At 45.6% G+C, this 12,903-nt stretch carries 17 protein-coding genes and 2 tRNA genes; all 19 read right to left on the bottom strand.

Annotated features, from left to right (window positions below):
* Window positions 1–606, bottom strand: a 606-nt coding sequence (locus KKI13_05840; GenBank protein MBU4488568.1) for a Fic family protein, incomplete at its 3' end; no start/stop codon positions are given.
* Window positions 607–683: 77 nt separating this feature from the next.
* Window positions 684–777: transfer RNA gene (locus tag KKI13_05835), tRNA-Ser, on the bottom strand.
* Window positions 778–790: 13 nt separating this feature from the next.
* Window positions 791–1,819: a hypothetical protein gene (locus KKI13_05830; GenBank protein MBU4488567.1), complete on the bottom strand. Its 1,029-nt coding sequence runs from the start codon at window positions 1,817–1,819 to the stop codon at window positions 791–793.
* A 110-nt stretch (window positions 1,820–1,929) separates the two neighbouring features.
* Window positions 1,930–2,172, bottom strand: coding sequence for a hypothetical protein (locus KKI13_05825; protein MBU4488566.1), 243 nt, complete (start codon window positions 2,170–2,172; stop codon window positions 1,930–1,932).
* A complete protein-coding gene (locus KKI13_05820; GenBank protein ID MBU4488565.1) occupies window positions 2,169–2,435 on the bottom strand; it encodes a hypothetical protein in 267 nt (88 codons plus the stop codon). Before KKI13_05820 ends, KKI13_05825 begins: the two co-directional genes overlap by 4 nt.
* Complete coding sequence (gene tadA, locus KKI13_05815) at window positions 2,432–2,902, bottom strand: tRNA adenosine(34) deaminase TadA (protein MBU4488564.1); 471 nt, start codon at window positions 2,900–2,902, stop codon at window positions 2,432–2,434. The genes KKI13_05820 and tadA overlap by 4 nt, the downstream gene beginning before the upstream one ends.
* 44 nt (window positions 2,903–2,946) lie before the next feature.
* Window positions 2,947–3,023: transfer RNA gene (locus KKI13_05810), tRNA-Arg, on the bottom strand.
* Window positions 3,024–3,232: 209 nt separating this feature from the next.
* Window positions 3,233–3,757, bottom strand: a complete 525-nt coding sequence (gene hycI, locus KKI13_05805) for a hydrogenase maturation peptidase HycI (protein MBU4488563.1) — start codon at window positions 3,755–3,757, stop codon at window positions 3,233–3,235.
* Window positions 3,736–4,050, bottom strand: a complete 315-nt coding sequence (locus KKI13_05800; protein ID MBU4488562.1) for a hypothetical protein — start codon at window positions 4,048–4,050, stop codon at window positions 3,736–3,738. The genes hycI and KKI13_05800 overlap by 22 nt, the downstream gene beginning before the upstream one ends.
* Before the next feature lie 69 nt (window positions 4,051–4,119).
* Complete coding sequence (locus KKI13_05795) at window positions 4,120–4,935, bottom strand: radical SAM protein (GenBank protein MBU4488561.1); 816 nt, start codon at window positions 4,933–4,935, stop codon at window positions 4,120–4,122.
* On the bottom strand, window positions 4,916–5,248 hold the full coding sequence (locus tag KKI13_05790) for a cupin domain-containing protein (protein MBU4488560.1): 333 nt from the start codon (window positions 5,246–5,248) through the stop codon (window positions 4,916–4,918). Before KKI13_05790 ends, KKI13_05795 begins: the two co-directional genes overlap by 20 nt.
* A complete protein-coding gene (gene rfaD / locus KKI13_05785; protein ID MBU4488559.1) occupies window positions 5,245–6,210 on the bottom strand; it encodes an ADP-glyceromanno-heptose 6-epimerase in 966 nt (321 codons plus the stop codon). The genes KKI13_05790 and rfaD overlap by 4 nt, the downstream gene beginning before the upstream one ends.
* Before the next feature lie 2 nt (window positions 6,211–6,212).
* A complete protein-coding gene (gene pta, locus KKI13_05780) occupies window positions 6,213–7,199 on the bottom strand; it encodes a phosphate acetyltransferase (GenBank protein ID MBU4488558.1) in 987 nt (328 codons plus the stop codon).
* Complete coding sequence (locus tag KKI13_05775; protein ID MBU4488557.1) at window positions 7,187–7,816, bottom strand: lipoate--protein ligase family protein; 630 nt, start codon at window positions 7,814–7,816, stop codon at window positions 7,187–7,189. Before KKI13_05775 ends, pta begins: the two co-directional genes overlap by 13 nt.
* Window positions 7,813–9,255, bottom strand: a complete 1,443-nt coding sequence (gcvPB, locus tag KKI13_05770) for an aminomethyl-transferring glycine dehydrogenase subunit GcvPB (GenBank protein ID MBU4488556.1) — start codon at window positions 9,253–9,255, stop codon at window positions 7,813–7,815. The genes KKI13_05775 and gcvPB overlap by 4 nt, the downstream gene beginning before the upstream one ends.
* Before the next feature lie 60 nt (window positions 9,256–9,315).
* Window positions 9,316–10,650, bottom strand: coding sequence for an aminomethyl-transferring glycine dehydrogenase subunit GcvPA (gene gcvPA / locus KKI13_05765; protein ID MBU4488555.1), 1,335 nt, complete (start codon window positions 10,648–10,650; stop codon window positions 9,316–9,318).
* A complete protein-coding gene (gcvH, locus tag KKI13_05760) occupies window positions 10,647–11,036 on the bottom strand; it encodes a glycine cleavage system protein GcvH (GenBank protein ID MBU4488554.1) in 390 nt (129 codons plus the stop codon). Before gcvH ends, gcvPA begins: the two co-directional genes overlap by 4 nt.
* A 78-nt stretch (window positions 11,037–11,114) precedes the next feature.
* Entirely contained in the window at window positions 11,115–12,197 is a 1,083-nt protein-coding gene (gene gcvT / locus KKI13_05755) for a glycine cleavage system aminomethyltransferase GcvT (GenBank protein MBU4488553.1), read from the bottom strand.
* Between the two features lie 189 nt (window positions 12,198–12,386).
* The coding region (locus KKI13_05750) for a discoidin domain-containing protein (GenBank protein MBU4488552.1) at window positions 12,387–12,903 on the bottom strand (517 nt) is incomplete at its 5' end.

Here is a 12,903-nt window from a genome sequence, read left to right as displayed (position 1 = left end):
GCCGTTGCCGTCGATAAAGGGATGGATTCTTGCTATTTCGTAATGGACAATGCCCGCTAAGATCACAGGGTTAATATCCTTGGTTCTGCCGGAATTAAACCATTCTAAAAAATCCTCTGTAAGACGAGGTACGTCTTTTGTGGGAGGGGGCATATATTCAACCACTTCCTTGAACTGTGTGCCGTCAAAGACCCTTTTCCCGACATAAACCTGCCTGTCTCTAAATGCGCCACAATATTTCGGATCTCTCAGCGTCCCTCCGGTAACGGTTTTATGGATGGTCAATACAAGGCTTGTATCGATTTTTTTCGCGACATATTTTGGGATTAAATCTAAAGCTTTCAGATAATTTAGGACCTCTTGCTTATCTTTTGCTGAGGCAACAACTTCTTTATGTTCGGCAAGGGCTTGTACCTGCCGAAGGGTAAGTTTATTACCCTCAATGCGCGTAGATGAGTGGGCGCTATGAATGAGGGCTTCTTTTTTCAGGCTCAGCTCCCATTTGGGAATAAGCTTGGAATGTTCTATGACCTCTCTTTCGGCCATAATCCGTGAGATGTTATTAAGGAGTTTATCTGTTATTTTGTATTTAGGGATAAATGGCATGGCTATATTATAACAAATGACAACCTAAATGACAACTAAAATGACAACCTTTTTTAGGTTGCAAATTGTGACAAAAGTGGCGGAGAGGGAGAGATTTGAACTCTCGATACACCTTTTCAAGCGTATGGCGGTTTAGCAAACCGCTGGCTTAAACCACTGGCCTACCTCTCCGTAAACTATTTAATTATAAAGACTTACAAAAATTATTGTAAATATTCGAATAGCGAGGATTGCTACTCCCCACCTTTTTGAAATATTTATTCAATTGATCCAAGCTGTACAAGTAAACCCTATTTTTTGCTGTATTCTTAGGCCGCAGTCCGATATCTTCTAAAATAGCAGTTACGGATTCGAGAAGAGGTACAGAATAACTTGTAAAACACATCTTTAAATAGTTATACTTTCCCCCATTAACAACATAACTATGGGAATAAAAGCATCCATCTGTATCTACAAGACCTCTTAAACACGCGATCTTATATTTTTTCGAACTCTTTATCCATTGCGGAATATCAATTCTGCCCGCTACTTTATTTCCTTCTTTTATACCATGATCGATAAGAAACTCTACTAAATTCCTACTCGATACAATAATATCGCCGCTACCATATTTCTCACGAATTTTCACAGTTGAGGATACGCCGAACAGCCTGCTTATTAATCTCTGAATGTAATCTGCGTATTCTAAATCTGCTTTTCGGTTAAATGAAACTTTGAATTGATATCCGTTCCCCATCCCTCCGTCGCCCAACATAATCCCGATAAACTCGGCCAAAGCTGCTGATTTTTTTGGGTATTTAATTTTCTTTCTACTTTTAAGGGCTACTTCCTTTCTTAATCCTGGATTTGAACGAAATATCTCTTGAGCTACACGTCCCCCTTTTGATCTTCCCGCTTCTGTTCCCGGCAGACCATAAAGTTCTACATATCTCTTTCCGCCTAATTTTGATGCCTTTTTAGTACTCCAATATTCAGGTAACAGTCCTATATCTTTTGGGATACCCATTCCTTTTTTATCACATATTGTTTTCAAAGAACCAAAACTTATATTATATTTTTCTCTTTTCCAGTCACGTAATGTTCTCTCGCAAACATTGCACATTTTTGCGAGCTCAGGAATCTTTGTATCTAGGGTAATAAGGGATTGCTCTATAAATTCCCTTTGCTTGCCGCTATCAAACTTAACTCTTAAAACTTGTTTAACGTTTTTCACTTTTTTTCTTATTAAAAACTACTTTTGAAACAGATAAGCGTAACCTTTGCGCAGAATATCAAATCGAATAGATTTATATTTTAGCATGAAAATAGCGATTTATCAATATCTTACCCAACGATGCATAATGCGAAATACGGGACAATATTGAAAAAGAATAGGCCCACCTTGAAGAACGCTATGCCCATATAGTGGATCTCATCGAACTTCTCTACCGACAATTTAAACCATTTTGTATGCCATCGATAGACCCAATCGTGCAACAGTGTAATAGCAATGAACCACCAGAGGAGCAGCCCAATATTGATTATAGAACACCAGCCCAGCGCTCGGCGTATCATTTCAATTGTCACTCAACACCTCCTCTTTTTCGATAGGCTAACACAGCAATAACAACGGCGGTAAAAAGTATAAGATTCATAATATTAAATGCTCGCCAAACGGGATCAGGAGAACGAAAGGCCTCCGGGGCCATCAATAAAAAACATGTCCAGACTCCTAGTACCCAATAGATACTGATATCTTTGGAGGATTTTCTTTTTACGATCCTTACAATAAGCGGTATGTTCCATAGCGGTAAAACGATTGCCGCTATAAATGCGATTTTTTGCGTCATGCTCCCCTCCTTGCGGATCGTTTCTTTTTGAAAAAATCTTTCAGTAAACCGGCACAGTCTTCGCGCATTATGCCGCCCGTTACTTCTATCCTGTGATTCAATTTTTTATTGCTTGCGATATTGATGACGGAGCCGCACGCTCCGGTTTTCGGATCATCGGCGCCGTATATGATTTTTTCAATCCTTGCGAGCACCGCTGCGCCCGCGCACATCGCGCAGGGCTCTATTGTCGCATAGAGCGAACAATTTATCAATCTTTCGTTCCTGAGGTAATCGGCGGCCTGGGTAATGGCTATCATCTCGGCGTGGGCTGTGGGATCTTTAAGGGTAACTATCTGATTATGGGCGCGCGCTATGATTTTATCTTTGTGCACTATCACAGCGCCCACAGGTACCTCGTCGCGCCGAAAGGCCTTCACGGCCTCCTTTAGCGCTTCCTGCATATAATATTCGTGAGATAATTTCATGGTTTGACGAAATTTAGTGCCTGGTCCCGCCAAATCTTTATTATTGGCGCGCCCGGGCCGGTTTGAACGGCCAACCTACTGGTTCGTAGCCAGTTACTCTATCCAATTGAGCTACGGGCGCATTTCGATTTGGCGGGACGATACCCATGTCGCAGCCAAGTACTATCCCCAGCCGAAGGCTGGTCCGCCTCTGGCGGAAGCTGTCCCGCATACGTCGCTTCGCTCCTCTGCGGGATCCCGCCGAACACGCTAGTGTGTAGGCGGGAAGTTACAGGCACACATTTTCGCGTTCAGTATATCAGATTTTTACCGGGCTGTAAAGCGGAGGTATCAAAAAAGGCCTGCCATCATCTGAGCCAGCGACTCCGATGTTTTGCTGACTTCCGGTGAAAGTTCCTCGCCGAATTTAAGCGATTTTGGCTGAATGCCCATGATCCAAACCTCGCATTTAAGAAACTGCTTTAGATATTCTATCAACATGGTTGCCGGCAGGTTGTGCGTGCTAAGAGAAATGCCTCCTATGTCTTCGGCATCTATGAGGCCAATGCTTCCGGGAGAGCTTCCTATATCTGCGGAATCTATAATAATAATGGCGGAAGGCCCAAATCTTTTAATCTCGCTCGTGATATTTTCCGGGGCAGTGCCGCCTATAAAAATTTCCACGTCCCGGCTCAGCGATTTTTTTGCGATAAGCTCTTTTAAGCGCATTGCCGCGATAATACCGGCGGCATCATCGCCTTTAAGCTGGGACCCTATGCCTAAAACAGCCACTCTCTTAATGCCGGAAAGTCTATTTGAAAGCTCCTTTTTCAGATTTTCCACCGCTAAAACCGCTATTCCTCTTTTACCAGACATTTGATGCCGCCCATAATACTCGCGAATAGATTATAAAGTAAGGCAAATATGGAAAATCCTATGCCCGCGCTTAACCCGTACATAATGGCGAACGCTACGCCGGCAGGTATCCCCGAGGTTACGTTGGCCATAAAAGGCAAGGCCTTCACAAGCTGCGGTGTCGCAAGAGTTATGTTGAAGATATTTGCGAAAAGACCTATCATAAGCCCCGCTATCAAAAATACCCCGCCAAAATACCTAAATACGCTTAAAACGCATATGCTCTTAAATTCCATCTTTTTTACATCCGCCATGCTAACCCCCGATTTGCCCTCACTTGCTCGTATGCAAATCGCCCCGAGCGAAGTCGAGGGGCTACCTTATTATTTAACTGCGCCTCTGCGCTTGATCGTCGCCTCCCTGCTTATCGCGGAGGCATTTTTACGGACACTTTCGTACAAAGAGATGATTTTAGTTTTTAGTGCCGGTTTCTTATTAAGCGCCCTGAAATAAGCCGTTATTTTTAAGATGTCATCCTTAGAAAGCGGTTTTATGGGATTAGGCCTTGTGGGCGTATTAATCTCTATCTCGTCGGGCTGTATGGCATAGGCTATTTCGGCCATCTCTTTAAAATGCTTTTTGTTCTGCGGGACAAACATTATCTGAAGCGCAAATCTGCCTTTATGCGCCTTACCGAAAGCTTTGAGGCCGCCTACCACATCTTTAAACTTGATGCCTTTGGCAGGTTTGTTTATTTTCCTGAAAGATTTCTCCGAATAGGCATCCATTTTAGCGACGACAAGATCCGCAAAAGATAGATCTTTCCTCACGTCTTTATACCGCATCAAAGAGGCATTGGTTATTACGGCTATTTTCTTTTTACTTATCTTTTTTATCGCCCGTATCGTTTCGCCGATATTCTTCGCCAGCGCCGGCTCGCCTCTTCCGGAAAAGGTTATATAATCTATCTTTGTCCCCCTTGGCAGATTCTTTATCTCCTGTATTATCTCCGCCGTAGGGATATAACATGTCCTCTTTATCGTTTTTTCGGCATAACTGCCGAGCTGGCAGTAGATACAGTCGAATGTGCAGGCCTTTTTGTCGGCGGAAAGCATATCCACCCCCAGAGACCTGCCGAGCCGCCATGAGGAAACCGGGCCGTATATGTGCTTAAATTTTTTAGGCTGTGACAAAAACATATCTAAGGCTTTCTTTGCCCGTATTTTTGACATCGTGCAAGGTGTTTGGCGGGATGTAAACGGCGTGATCCTTTTCAATGTCCACTTCGGCCGCTTCGCCGAGCGAGAGCTTACCTTTTCCCTCAAGGATAATCAAAAGCTCTTCCGCACTCTCCGTGCTGTGCTCGCCGACATTCTCGCCCGGCATTAAAACAACAGAGCCGGAACGAAACGATATGGCGCTTTTGTCTTTTTTGCTAAAAAGCCGCGTGTACTTTTCTCCTGAATCCGGGCTTAATTTTTTCAGCGCTACTTCATTGCGCGGCGTATTCATAAATATGTCTTATTCTTTAAAAACCCGGCGTATTCTTTTACGGCCTCTTCAAGAGCCGTAAAATCCTTTTCATAACCACCCGCTCTTAGCTTGGCAGTGTCGGCCTGGGTAAAATACTGGTATTTATCTCGGAGATTCTCCGGCATGTCGAAATATTCTATTTTAGGCGGGATGCCCAATGCCGCAAAAAGCGCAAGCGCCAGGTCGTTCCACGTGCGAGCAAGCCCCGTGCCTACATTGTAGATACCGTTCTTGCCGCGCGCTTCAAGAAAATGGTAGGTCGCATCCACAGCATCTTTGATATATATGAAATCTCGCTTCTGCTCGCCGTCTTTATACTCTTTTTTATGCGATTTGAAAAGCCTCATCTTCTTCGTTGTAACGACTTCATCGAAGGATTTGGCTATCACGCTTCTCATATCATTTTTATGGTATTCGTTTGGCCCGAAGACATTAAAATATTTAAGGCCGACTACCTTATCGCCGAGTGATTCTTTTAACACCCATAAATCGAACTCCTGCTTGGAGCGGCCATAGGCATTTAGGGGTTTTAACTTATACGTCGTCTTGTCTTCGTCGCTATATCCGAAACTTCCGTCTCCGTATGTAGCGGCAGAGGAGGCGTAAATAAAACGTATCTTATTTTTCATCGCGTACTCGGCCAATCTCTTTGAATATTCTACATTATTCTTTTTGAAATAGGCCTCATCCGTCACTGTGGTCGAACTGCAGGCGCCCAGGTGAAAGATCGCATCCGCTTTCTTTCCCAGCTTATCCGAAGAAATGAGCGCGAGGAATTTTTCTTTTTCTATAAAATCTTTATATTTTTTACTATCTATATTCGGTTTTTTTTCGCTCGTAAGCGCCTCATCCACAAGAATAATGTCGCCTATGCCTTTATTATTCAGTTTCCACAAAAGAGCGCTTCCTATGAACCCTGCGGCACCCGTGACTATTATCATATTTAAATTCCCAATTGGGCTCTAACCGCTGTCAGAGCTGTTGCGTTGACAATATCTTCCGCGCTTGATCCGCGCGAAAGGTCGCTACATGGTTTTGTAAACCCTAAAAGCGCAGGTCCCACTGCCGTGGCCTTTGCCAGACGCTCGACGGCTTTATATGTTATATTGCCGGCATCCAGATTCGGAAAAATAAGGACATTCGCGTCGCCTTTTATGGGGCTCTTCGGGGCTTTGCGCTTCGCCACTTCCGGCACGGTAGCCGTATCGAACTGCAATTCACCGTCCACGATAAAATCGGGCCTCTTTTCTTTTACCTTTTTCACCGCCTCTTTTGCGCGTTCTACAGATTCCCCCTCGGCGCTTCCTTTTGAAGAATATGTCAGAAAAGCGATCCTCGGTTTTATCTTAAATAATTTTTCCAGAAGATCTCCGGCCGATATAGCTATACGCGCCAATTGTTTCGCCGACGGCATCGGCACTACCCCGCAATCCGAAAATACAAAAAAGCCGGATGCGCCAAACAACGGATCGGCAAGCTCCATAAGGAACGCGCCTGAGACAATGGCCAAAGAGCGGTCTATCTCCATATAATTTATCGCCGCGCGCACCACATCCCTCGTCGTATGCACAGCGCCCGCGACAAAACCATCCACAATACCCATGCGCGTCAGTATAGCAGCCAGGCACAGGGGGTCTTTCAGAAGAGTAGCTTTCGCGTCCTTCTCCGTTATGCCTTTGTGCTTCTTCAGCTCATATAACTTTTTCGCTACTTCATCTATGCGGGAATATTCCGAAGGCACTATTATCTCCGCGGCAAGCCCTAAAGATTTCTTTGCGGCACCGGTTTCGTCTATAAGCACCACCTTGGCTATATGCTCCGCCGTGATACGCTTTATCGCCAAGAGGACCCTTTCGTCGCCCGCTTCCGCGAAGACTATGCGCTTCGGATCTTTTTTAGCCCGCTCTATTAAGGAGTTTATTTTTCCCATGCCCGCTCTATGGCCTTTTTTATTTCCGGCGCTTTAGCGCCCGCATTGCACAAAAATTCGCTGTGGCTTTTGCCTTTTCGATACGGCGGCTCAGCCGGCGGCATCTTAAGATACCGGCCTATTTTCTCTATCGGAAAATTATAAAGGATCGTTCCGTGATGAAGCATATATCTTTTTTGGCGCCACTGCGCGTTGCCGGAAAATTTTCTGCCGCCTGTCGCCATATCTGAAATGGGTTCGAATTCCGCCTTAATACCGATACGGTTAAGAGCGGCGCAAATGCGCTCGAGTATAATTTGATATGATTTCTTTATATCTTTTAGCTCGGGCCTATTTTCAAAAGACAATACGAGCGCGTAGTTAAGGCAGCCGGGGCCCTGAAGCACCGTACCGCCTCCTGACATGCGCTTTGCTATTTTTATGCCGTCGTCTCGCGCTTCGCTCTTTTTTATTTCCAGCTCTTCTTTGCAGGCTCTTCCCAATATTATGGAAATATTTTTCGCTTCCCAGAACCTCAGCACTTCGCCGCCCATGCCATTTTCGGCGCACTCAAGCAAGCTTTCGTCATAACGGATATTTTCGTCTATGGACGCGAAGGATATATCTTTGACTGTCATATATGGCTGCAGTTTATATCCTTTGCCGCCTTTACCTCGTCGAGCCGCGAAACGGGCATAGTGGTAGGGGCATTTTTTAAGACCTCCGGGTCTTTTTGGGAGAGTTCGGCTGCTTTAAGCATAACTTCTATAAAGCGATCCAAGGTTTCTTTGGATTCCGTCTCGGTCGGCTCTACCATTATTGCCTCTTTGACAATAAGCGGAAAATATATCGTAGGCGGATGAATCCCGTTATCTATAAGGTATTTCGCGATATCAAGCGCGCGGATACCGTGTTCGAGCTGTTTTGCCGCCGAAAGGACAAATTCATGCATACATGTTCTGTCATAAGGAAGATTGTATGCCTTCTTTAGAAGCGCCATGCAATAATTGGCATTCAGGACTGCCATCTCGCTGGCCTCTATCAGCCCTTCTCTGCCGAGAAGCAGAATATAGGCATATGCTTTAAGTATCACGCCGAAATTGCCGTAAAAAGGAGCTATGCGCCCTATGGACTTCGGTTTATTCTCCTTCAGCGAGAAGGACCCGTCTTTATTTTTTACAACCTTGGGGACGGGCAGAAAATCCACAAGCTTTTCGCTGACGCCCACCGGCCCTGCCCCCGGCCCTCCTCCGCCGTGCGGCGTTGCAAATGTCTTGTGCAGATTTAAGTGGATGACGTCGAACCCTACGTCGCCGGGCCTGACTTTACCCATTATGGCATTCAGGTTCGCTCCGTCGTAATACATGAGCGCATCCACTTTGTGCGCCAGATCCGCGACCTCCTTTATGTGCGTGTTGAATATACCCAGAGTATTCGGGCATGTCAGCATGACCGCCGCGACATCATTGGTAAGCTTTGCCTTGTATTCGTCCATATCCACGCAGCCGTCTTTGCCGGTGGGAATGGATATAAGCTCGTAACCCGCTATCGCGGCGCTTGCCGGGTTGGTTCCGTGCGAAGAATCCGGCACAAGGACATACTTTTTCTTATTCTTTTTATGGTTATGGTAAGCCGCTATAAGCATTATACCGGTAAGTTCGCCGTGGGCACCCGCAAGCGGTTCGGTCGTCACTTCCTTCATGCCCGTTATTTCCGCAAGAAGTACCTCAACGTCATACAAAACTTCCAGCGCCCCCCGTACCAGGCCCTCGGCATAATCGAACTGCGCCATCAGAGGATGAAGTTCACGGAAACCTGCCAGATTCGCTATCGTCTCGGTGAATTTGGGGTTATATTTCATCGTGCAGGAACCTAGAGGATAAAAATTGGTATCTACCGAAAAATTCATCCGCGATAGATTGGTAAAATGCCTTACAATGTCCAGCTCAGAGACCTCCGGCAATTCCGCGGCTTTAGCGCGCAGGTAACGGCCATCCATCTTTGCCGTCGGAACATCGGGCACCGGTAAGGAGATACCGCGCCTGCCTTTTACGCTCTTTTCAAATATTAATTCCATACATTCTAACCTGGTTTCCGCCTGAGGCGGATCCGCCGAAGATTTGTGGCGGAAGATTTGTCAGATTACCGATTTCAATGCCACGGCGAAATCTTCTATCTCTTTTTTGCTCCTCTTTTCCGTCACTGCCACTAAAAGATACTTCTCCATATCCTTGTAAAAGCGACCCAAGGGGATTCCTGCGAAAAAATTCTTATCTATCATAGCATTAACTACACTGTCCGCATCTTTCGGGAGCAATACCGTAAATTCGTTGAAAGTCGGCGAGTTTCTTTTTACTTCAACGCCTTTTATTTTTTCCAAAAGCGTCTTTGCAAATTCCGCTTTATCGTGGTTTAACTGCGCGAGTTCGCGAAGGCCTTCTTTCCCTAAGGATGCGAGATATATGATCGCTCTCATCGCGCAAAGCGCTTCATTGGAGCATATGTTCGATGTCGCTTTCTCACGCCTTATGTGCTGCTCTCTCGCCTGCAGAGTAAGGACGAAGCCTCTTTTCCCGTTCTTATCAACAGTAACGCCGGCAATCCTTCCGGGCATCTTTCTGGCAAACTCCTTTTTTGTAGCCATAAATCCGAGGTACGGCCCTCCGAAAGAAAGCGGCAATCCCATACTCTGGCCTTCGCCTGTAGCTATATCGGCGTTCATCTCACGCGGTGATTTCAAAAGCCCCAATGAAATCGGATAAACCGACTCTATCGCGATAGCGCCCACCGAATGTGCCTTTTCTATTATATCGGTGTGGTCGTCTATTGCGCCGAAAAAATTTGGGTTCTGCAATATTACGCCGGCTGTCTTATCGTCAAAATATTTAAACATCTCAGCGCGTGTAGATTGGCTGTGGCTCACGGGAATTTCGACAAAATCTATATGCAGGTTTTTAGTATAGGTGTAAAGTATTTTCCTGTATATCGGGTTTACGCCGCCGTCTACGACTATCTTATTTCTTCCGGTTATCTTTGTCGCCATCATCGCAGCTTCGTAAAGCGCGGTACCGCCGTCGTACAAAGAGGCATTTGCTATTTCCATGCCGGTGAGTGCGCATATGGCGCTCTGGTACTCGTAGACTGCCTGAAGCGTACCTTGCGAGCATTCGGGTTGATACGGCGTATAAGCGGTATAAAACTCAGAACGGGAAGAAAGGGCATCGGCCACGGCAGGTATATAATGGTCGTAGAAGCCGCCGCCGATGAATTTTGCGATTGAAGAGCAGTTTGTGGCCGCGAGTTTCTGAAAATAGTCCATCACTTCCATCTCAGACTTGCCCTTGGGCAGATCGAAGGATTTAGGTTTATACGAAGGCTTTATATCCTTAAAAAGATCGTCGACAGAATTTACCCCGATCGCCCCCAGCATCGCCTTTATATCTTCTTTTGTATGCGGACAATAATAACTCATTCTTTTATGCTCTCCAAATACTGCTTATACGCTTTACTGTCCATCAGGTTCTTCTTTTCCTCAGCGTCTTTAATATCGATCTTCGCAATCCAGCCTGCGCCGTACGGGTCTTTATTAACGCTTTCGGGCGCGCTTTCCAACCCTTCATTAACTTCCGAAACCGTACCCGACATCGGCGCATATATGTCGCTCGCGGCTTTTACTGAGTCAATGGCGGCCAGCGCTTCGGATTGCTTTACGCTTTTTCCTTTTTCCGGAAGTTCAACATATGTCACGTCGCCGAGATGCGATTGCGCATAGTCGGTTATGCCGACGGCGCCTTTATTTCCCTCTATCTTTATCCATTCATGCTCTTTAGTGTATAATAAGTCATCCGGTATGTTCATTGCCGCTCCTGTCTTTGGGGTCAGACCCTGATTATGTTAACTACGTAGTTTACATAACGAGGGTCTGACCCCCGATTATCAGCTCCTTGCCGTGCCTTTCGTATAAAACGGCTTCGCCGTAATGGCGGCGTTTATTTCCACATCGCCGCTCTTTATCAAAATATTCTCGCCGGTTTTGGCATGCGCAGTCTCGATATAACCAAGCCCTATTCCGCAGGACAGGCTTGGCGCGAAACTGCCGCTAGTAACTATGCCGACACTTCTGCCGTCTTTCGTTATTGAATGGCCGTGCCGCGGCGATTTCCTTGAATCCGCCTTAAAACCAACCAGCAGCCGTTTTACGCCGATTTTTCTCTGCCGAAGAAGCGCGTCCTTACCGATAAAATCTCTATCGAAATTTATAAATTTCTCAAGGCCGGCTTCAAGCGGCGTCGTATTGTCGTCAACATCCTGGCCATACAACGAATACCCCATCTCCAGGCGCAGCGTATCCCGCGCCCCTAACCCAGCTGGTTTAAGCCTCTTATCCTTAAGAAGCAGGTTCCATAATTCAACGGCTTTGCCGGTACTTATATATAGTTCGTAGCCAAGCTCACCGGTATATCCCGTCCTACTTATTATATTCCTTTCGCCTAAAATATCAAAATGATTAAATGTATAATACTTTAAATTTGCTACCCCGGGATTTATCAGCTTTGCCATAATATCGCGCGATAGCGGGCCCTGCAAATCAAGCTTGGTCAGGGTTGGGGAGCGGTTTTCTATATAGCTCTCTTTTTTTAGGCGAAATTTGATATGCGCAAAATCCTTCTCTATGGTACCGGCATTTACGACTATCAACCATTCATTTTTGGCAATTCTATAGGCGACAAGGTCATCAACTATACCGCCATTTTCATTAAGCATAGCGCCGTAGCGGCACTTGCCTATGGGCATATTGGTTACGGAAAAAGAGAACATATTCTCGAGGCCGATATTAAGGGCGTCGCCTTTTACATAAAACTCGCCCATATGGCATATATCGAATAAGGACGCGGCCTGCCGGGTATAGTTATGTTCGGCGATAATGCCTTCGTATTGGATAGGCATATTCCAGCCGGCGAAAGGAGCCATTTTGGCTTTGAGTTTCAGGTGTTCATTTATGAGAGGGGTGGTTTGCATAAAATAAGCCTGAGCGAAAACCCAGGCATACGATTTTGCGGTAGCTTCACCATGGTTAATTCCATGAAGCCAGAAGCGTATTGCTAATGCTATAATTTGAATATATTATATTATTAAAGCTGCGATTTGTAAAGTGAAATTTTGATAATAAAAAGGCGGCCGGTTTTTTGGTGTAGGGATTAAAGAGTCTTATTCTTTTATGCCGTGGATATTGAGCTCCCAGATGGAATAGCCCCAGTCTGTAGCCCTCTTTTTGCCGTAGAGCCTCACATATTGCGCTATGAAGGGTTTTTCAAAATAGATATGGTTTTCGACTCTGTTATTATCTTTTATCTCGCAGACATCAATCCAGTTTTTGGCATCATCTGACCTTTGGATAATATAATCGCTTCCATAAGCATATTCCCACATTATGTCAATAGCGTCGATCTTATATTTCGCTTCCAGATTTACATAGATCCACTGCGGATCGGAATACTCGCTCCCCCACCTTGTTCCCATATAACCGTCAACGGCTTTTTCCACGGCATAACCTTCGGAGCCGGAAGAGGCAAATACTTCCTTACCCGTGGCAACATTCGGAGACAGGTTCAGATAGACTTCGAATTCGAAAAGAGAATATCCCCATTCCGTACTTCTTTTCCTGCCGTACATGCGTACGTACCTGGCCACGATATTCTTTTTGCTTATATCTATCACATCGACG

It is taken from the genome of Candidatus Omnitrophota bacterium (assembly GCA_018894435.1).
Taxonomy (GTDB): domain Bacteria; phylum Omnitrophota; class Gorgyraeia; order JAHIPI01; family JAHIPI01; genus JAHIPI01.
Note: the sequence above shows the minus strand (reverse complement) of the source record. Positions and strands in the feature narration are given on the sequence as shown.

Excerpts from the sequence above, each read along its gene's own strand:
- KKI13_05820 (MBU4488565.1), bottom strand. The coding sequence starts at position 2,435 with ATGACGCAAAAAATCGCATTTATAGCGGCAATCGTTTTACCGCTATGG.
- tadA (MBU4488564.1), bottom strand. The coding sequence starts at position 2,902 with ATGAAATTATCTCACGAATATTATATGCAGGAAGCGCTAAAGGAGGCC.
- hycI (MBU4488563.1), bottom strand. The coding sequence starts at position 3,757 with ATGTCTGGTAAAAGAGGAATAGCGGTTTTAGCGGTGGAAAATCTGAAA.
- KKI13_05800 (MBU4488562.1), bottom strand. The coding sequence starts at position 4,050 with ATGGCGGATGTAAAAAAGATGGAATTTAAGAGCATATGCGTTTTAAGC.
- KKI13_05795 (MBU4488561.1), bottom strand. The coding sequence starts at position 4,935 with ATGTTTTTGTCACAGCCTAAAAAATTTAAGCACATATACGGCCCGGTT.
- KKI13_05790 (MBU4488560.1), bottom strand. The coding sequence starts at position 5,248 with ATGAATACGCCGCGCAATGAAGTAGCGCTGAAAAAATTAAGCCCGGAT.
- rfaD (MBU4488559.1), bottom strand. The coding sequence starts at position 6,210 with ATGATAATAGTCACGGGTGCCGCAGGGTTCATAGGAAGCGCTCTTTTG.
- pta (MBU4488558.1), bottom strand. The coding sequence starts at position 7,199 with ATGGGAAAAATAAACTCCTTAATAGAGCGGGCTAAAAAAGATCCGAAG.
- KKI13_05775 (MBU4488557.1), bottom strand. The coding sequence starts at position 7,816 with ATGACAGTCAAAGATATATCCTTCGCGTCCATAGACGAAAATATCCGT.
- gcvPB (MBU4488556.1), bottom strand. The coding sequence starts at position 9,255 with ATGGAATTAATATTTGAAAAGAGCGTAAAAGGCAGGCGCGGTATCTCC.
- gcvPA (MBU4488555.1), bottom strand. The coding sequence starts at position 10,650 with ATGAGTTATTATTGTCCGCATACAAAAGAAGATATAAAGGCGATGCTG.
- gcvH (MBU4488554.1), bottom strand. The coding sequence starts at position 11,036 with ATGAACATACCGGATGACTTATTATACACTAAAGAGCATGAATGGATA.
- gcvT (MBU4488553.1), bottom strand. The coding sequence starts at position 12,197 with ATGCAAACCACCCCTCTCATAAATGAACACCTGAAACTCAAAGCCAAA.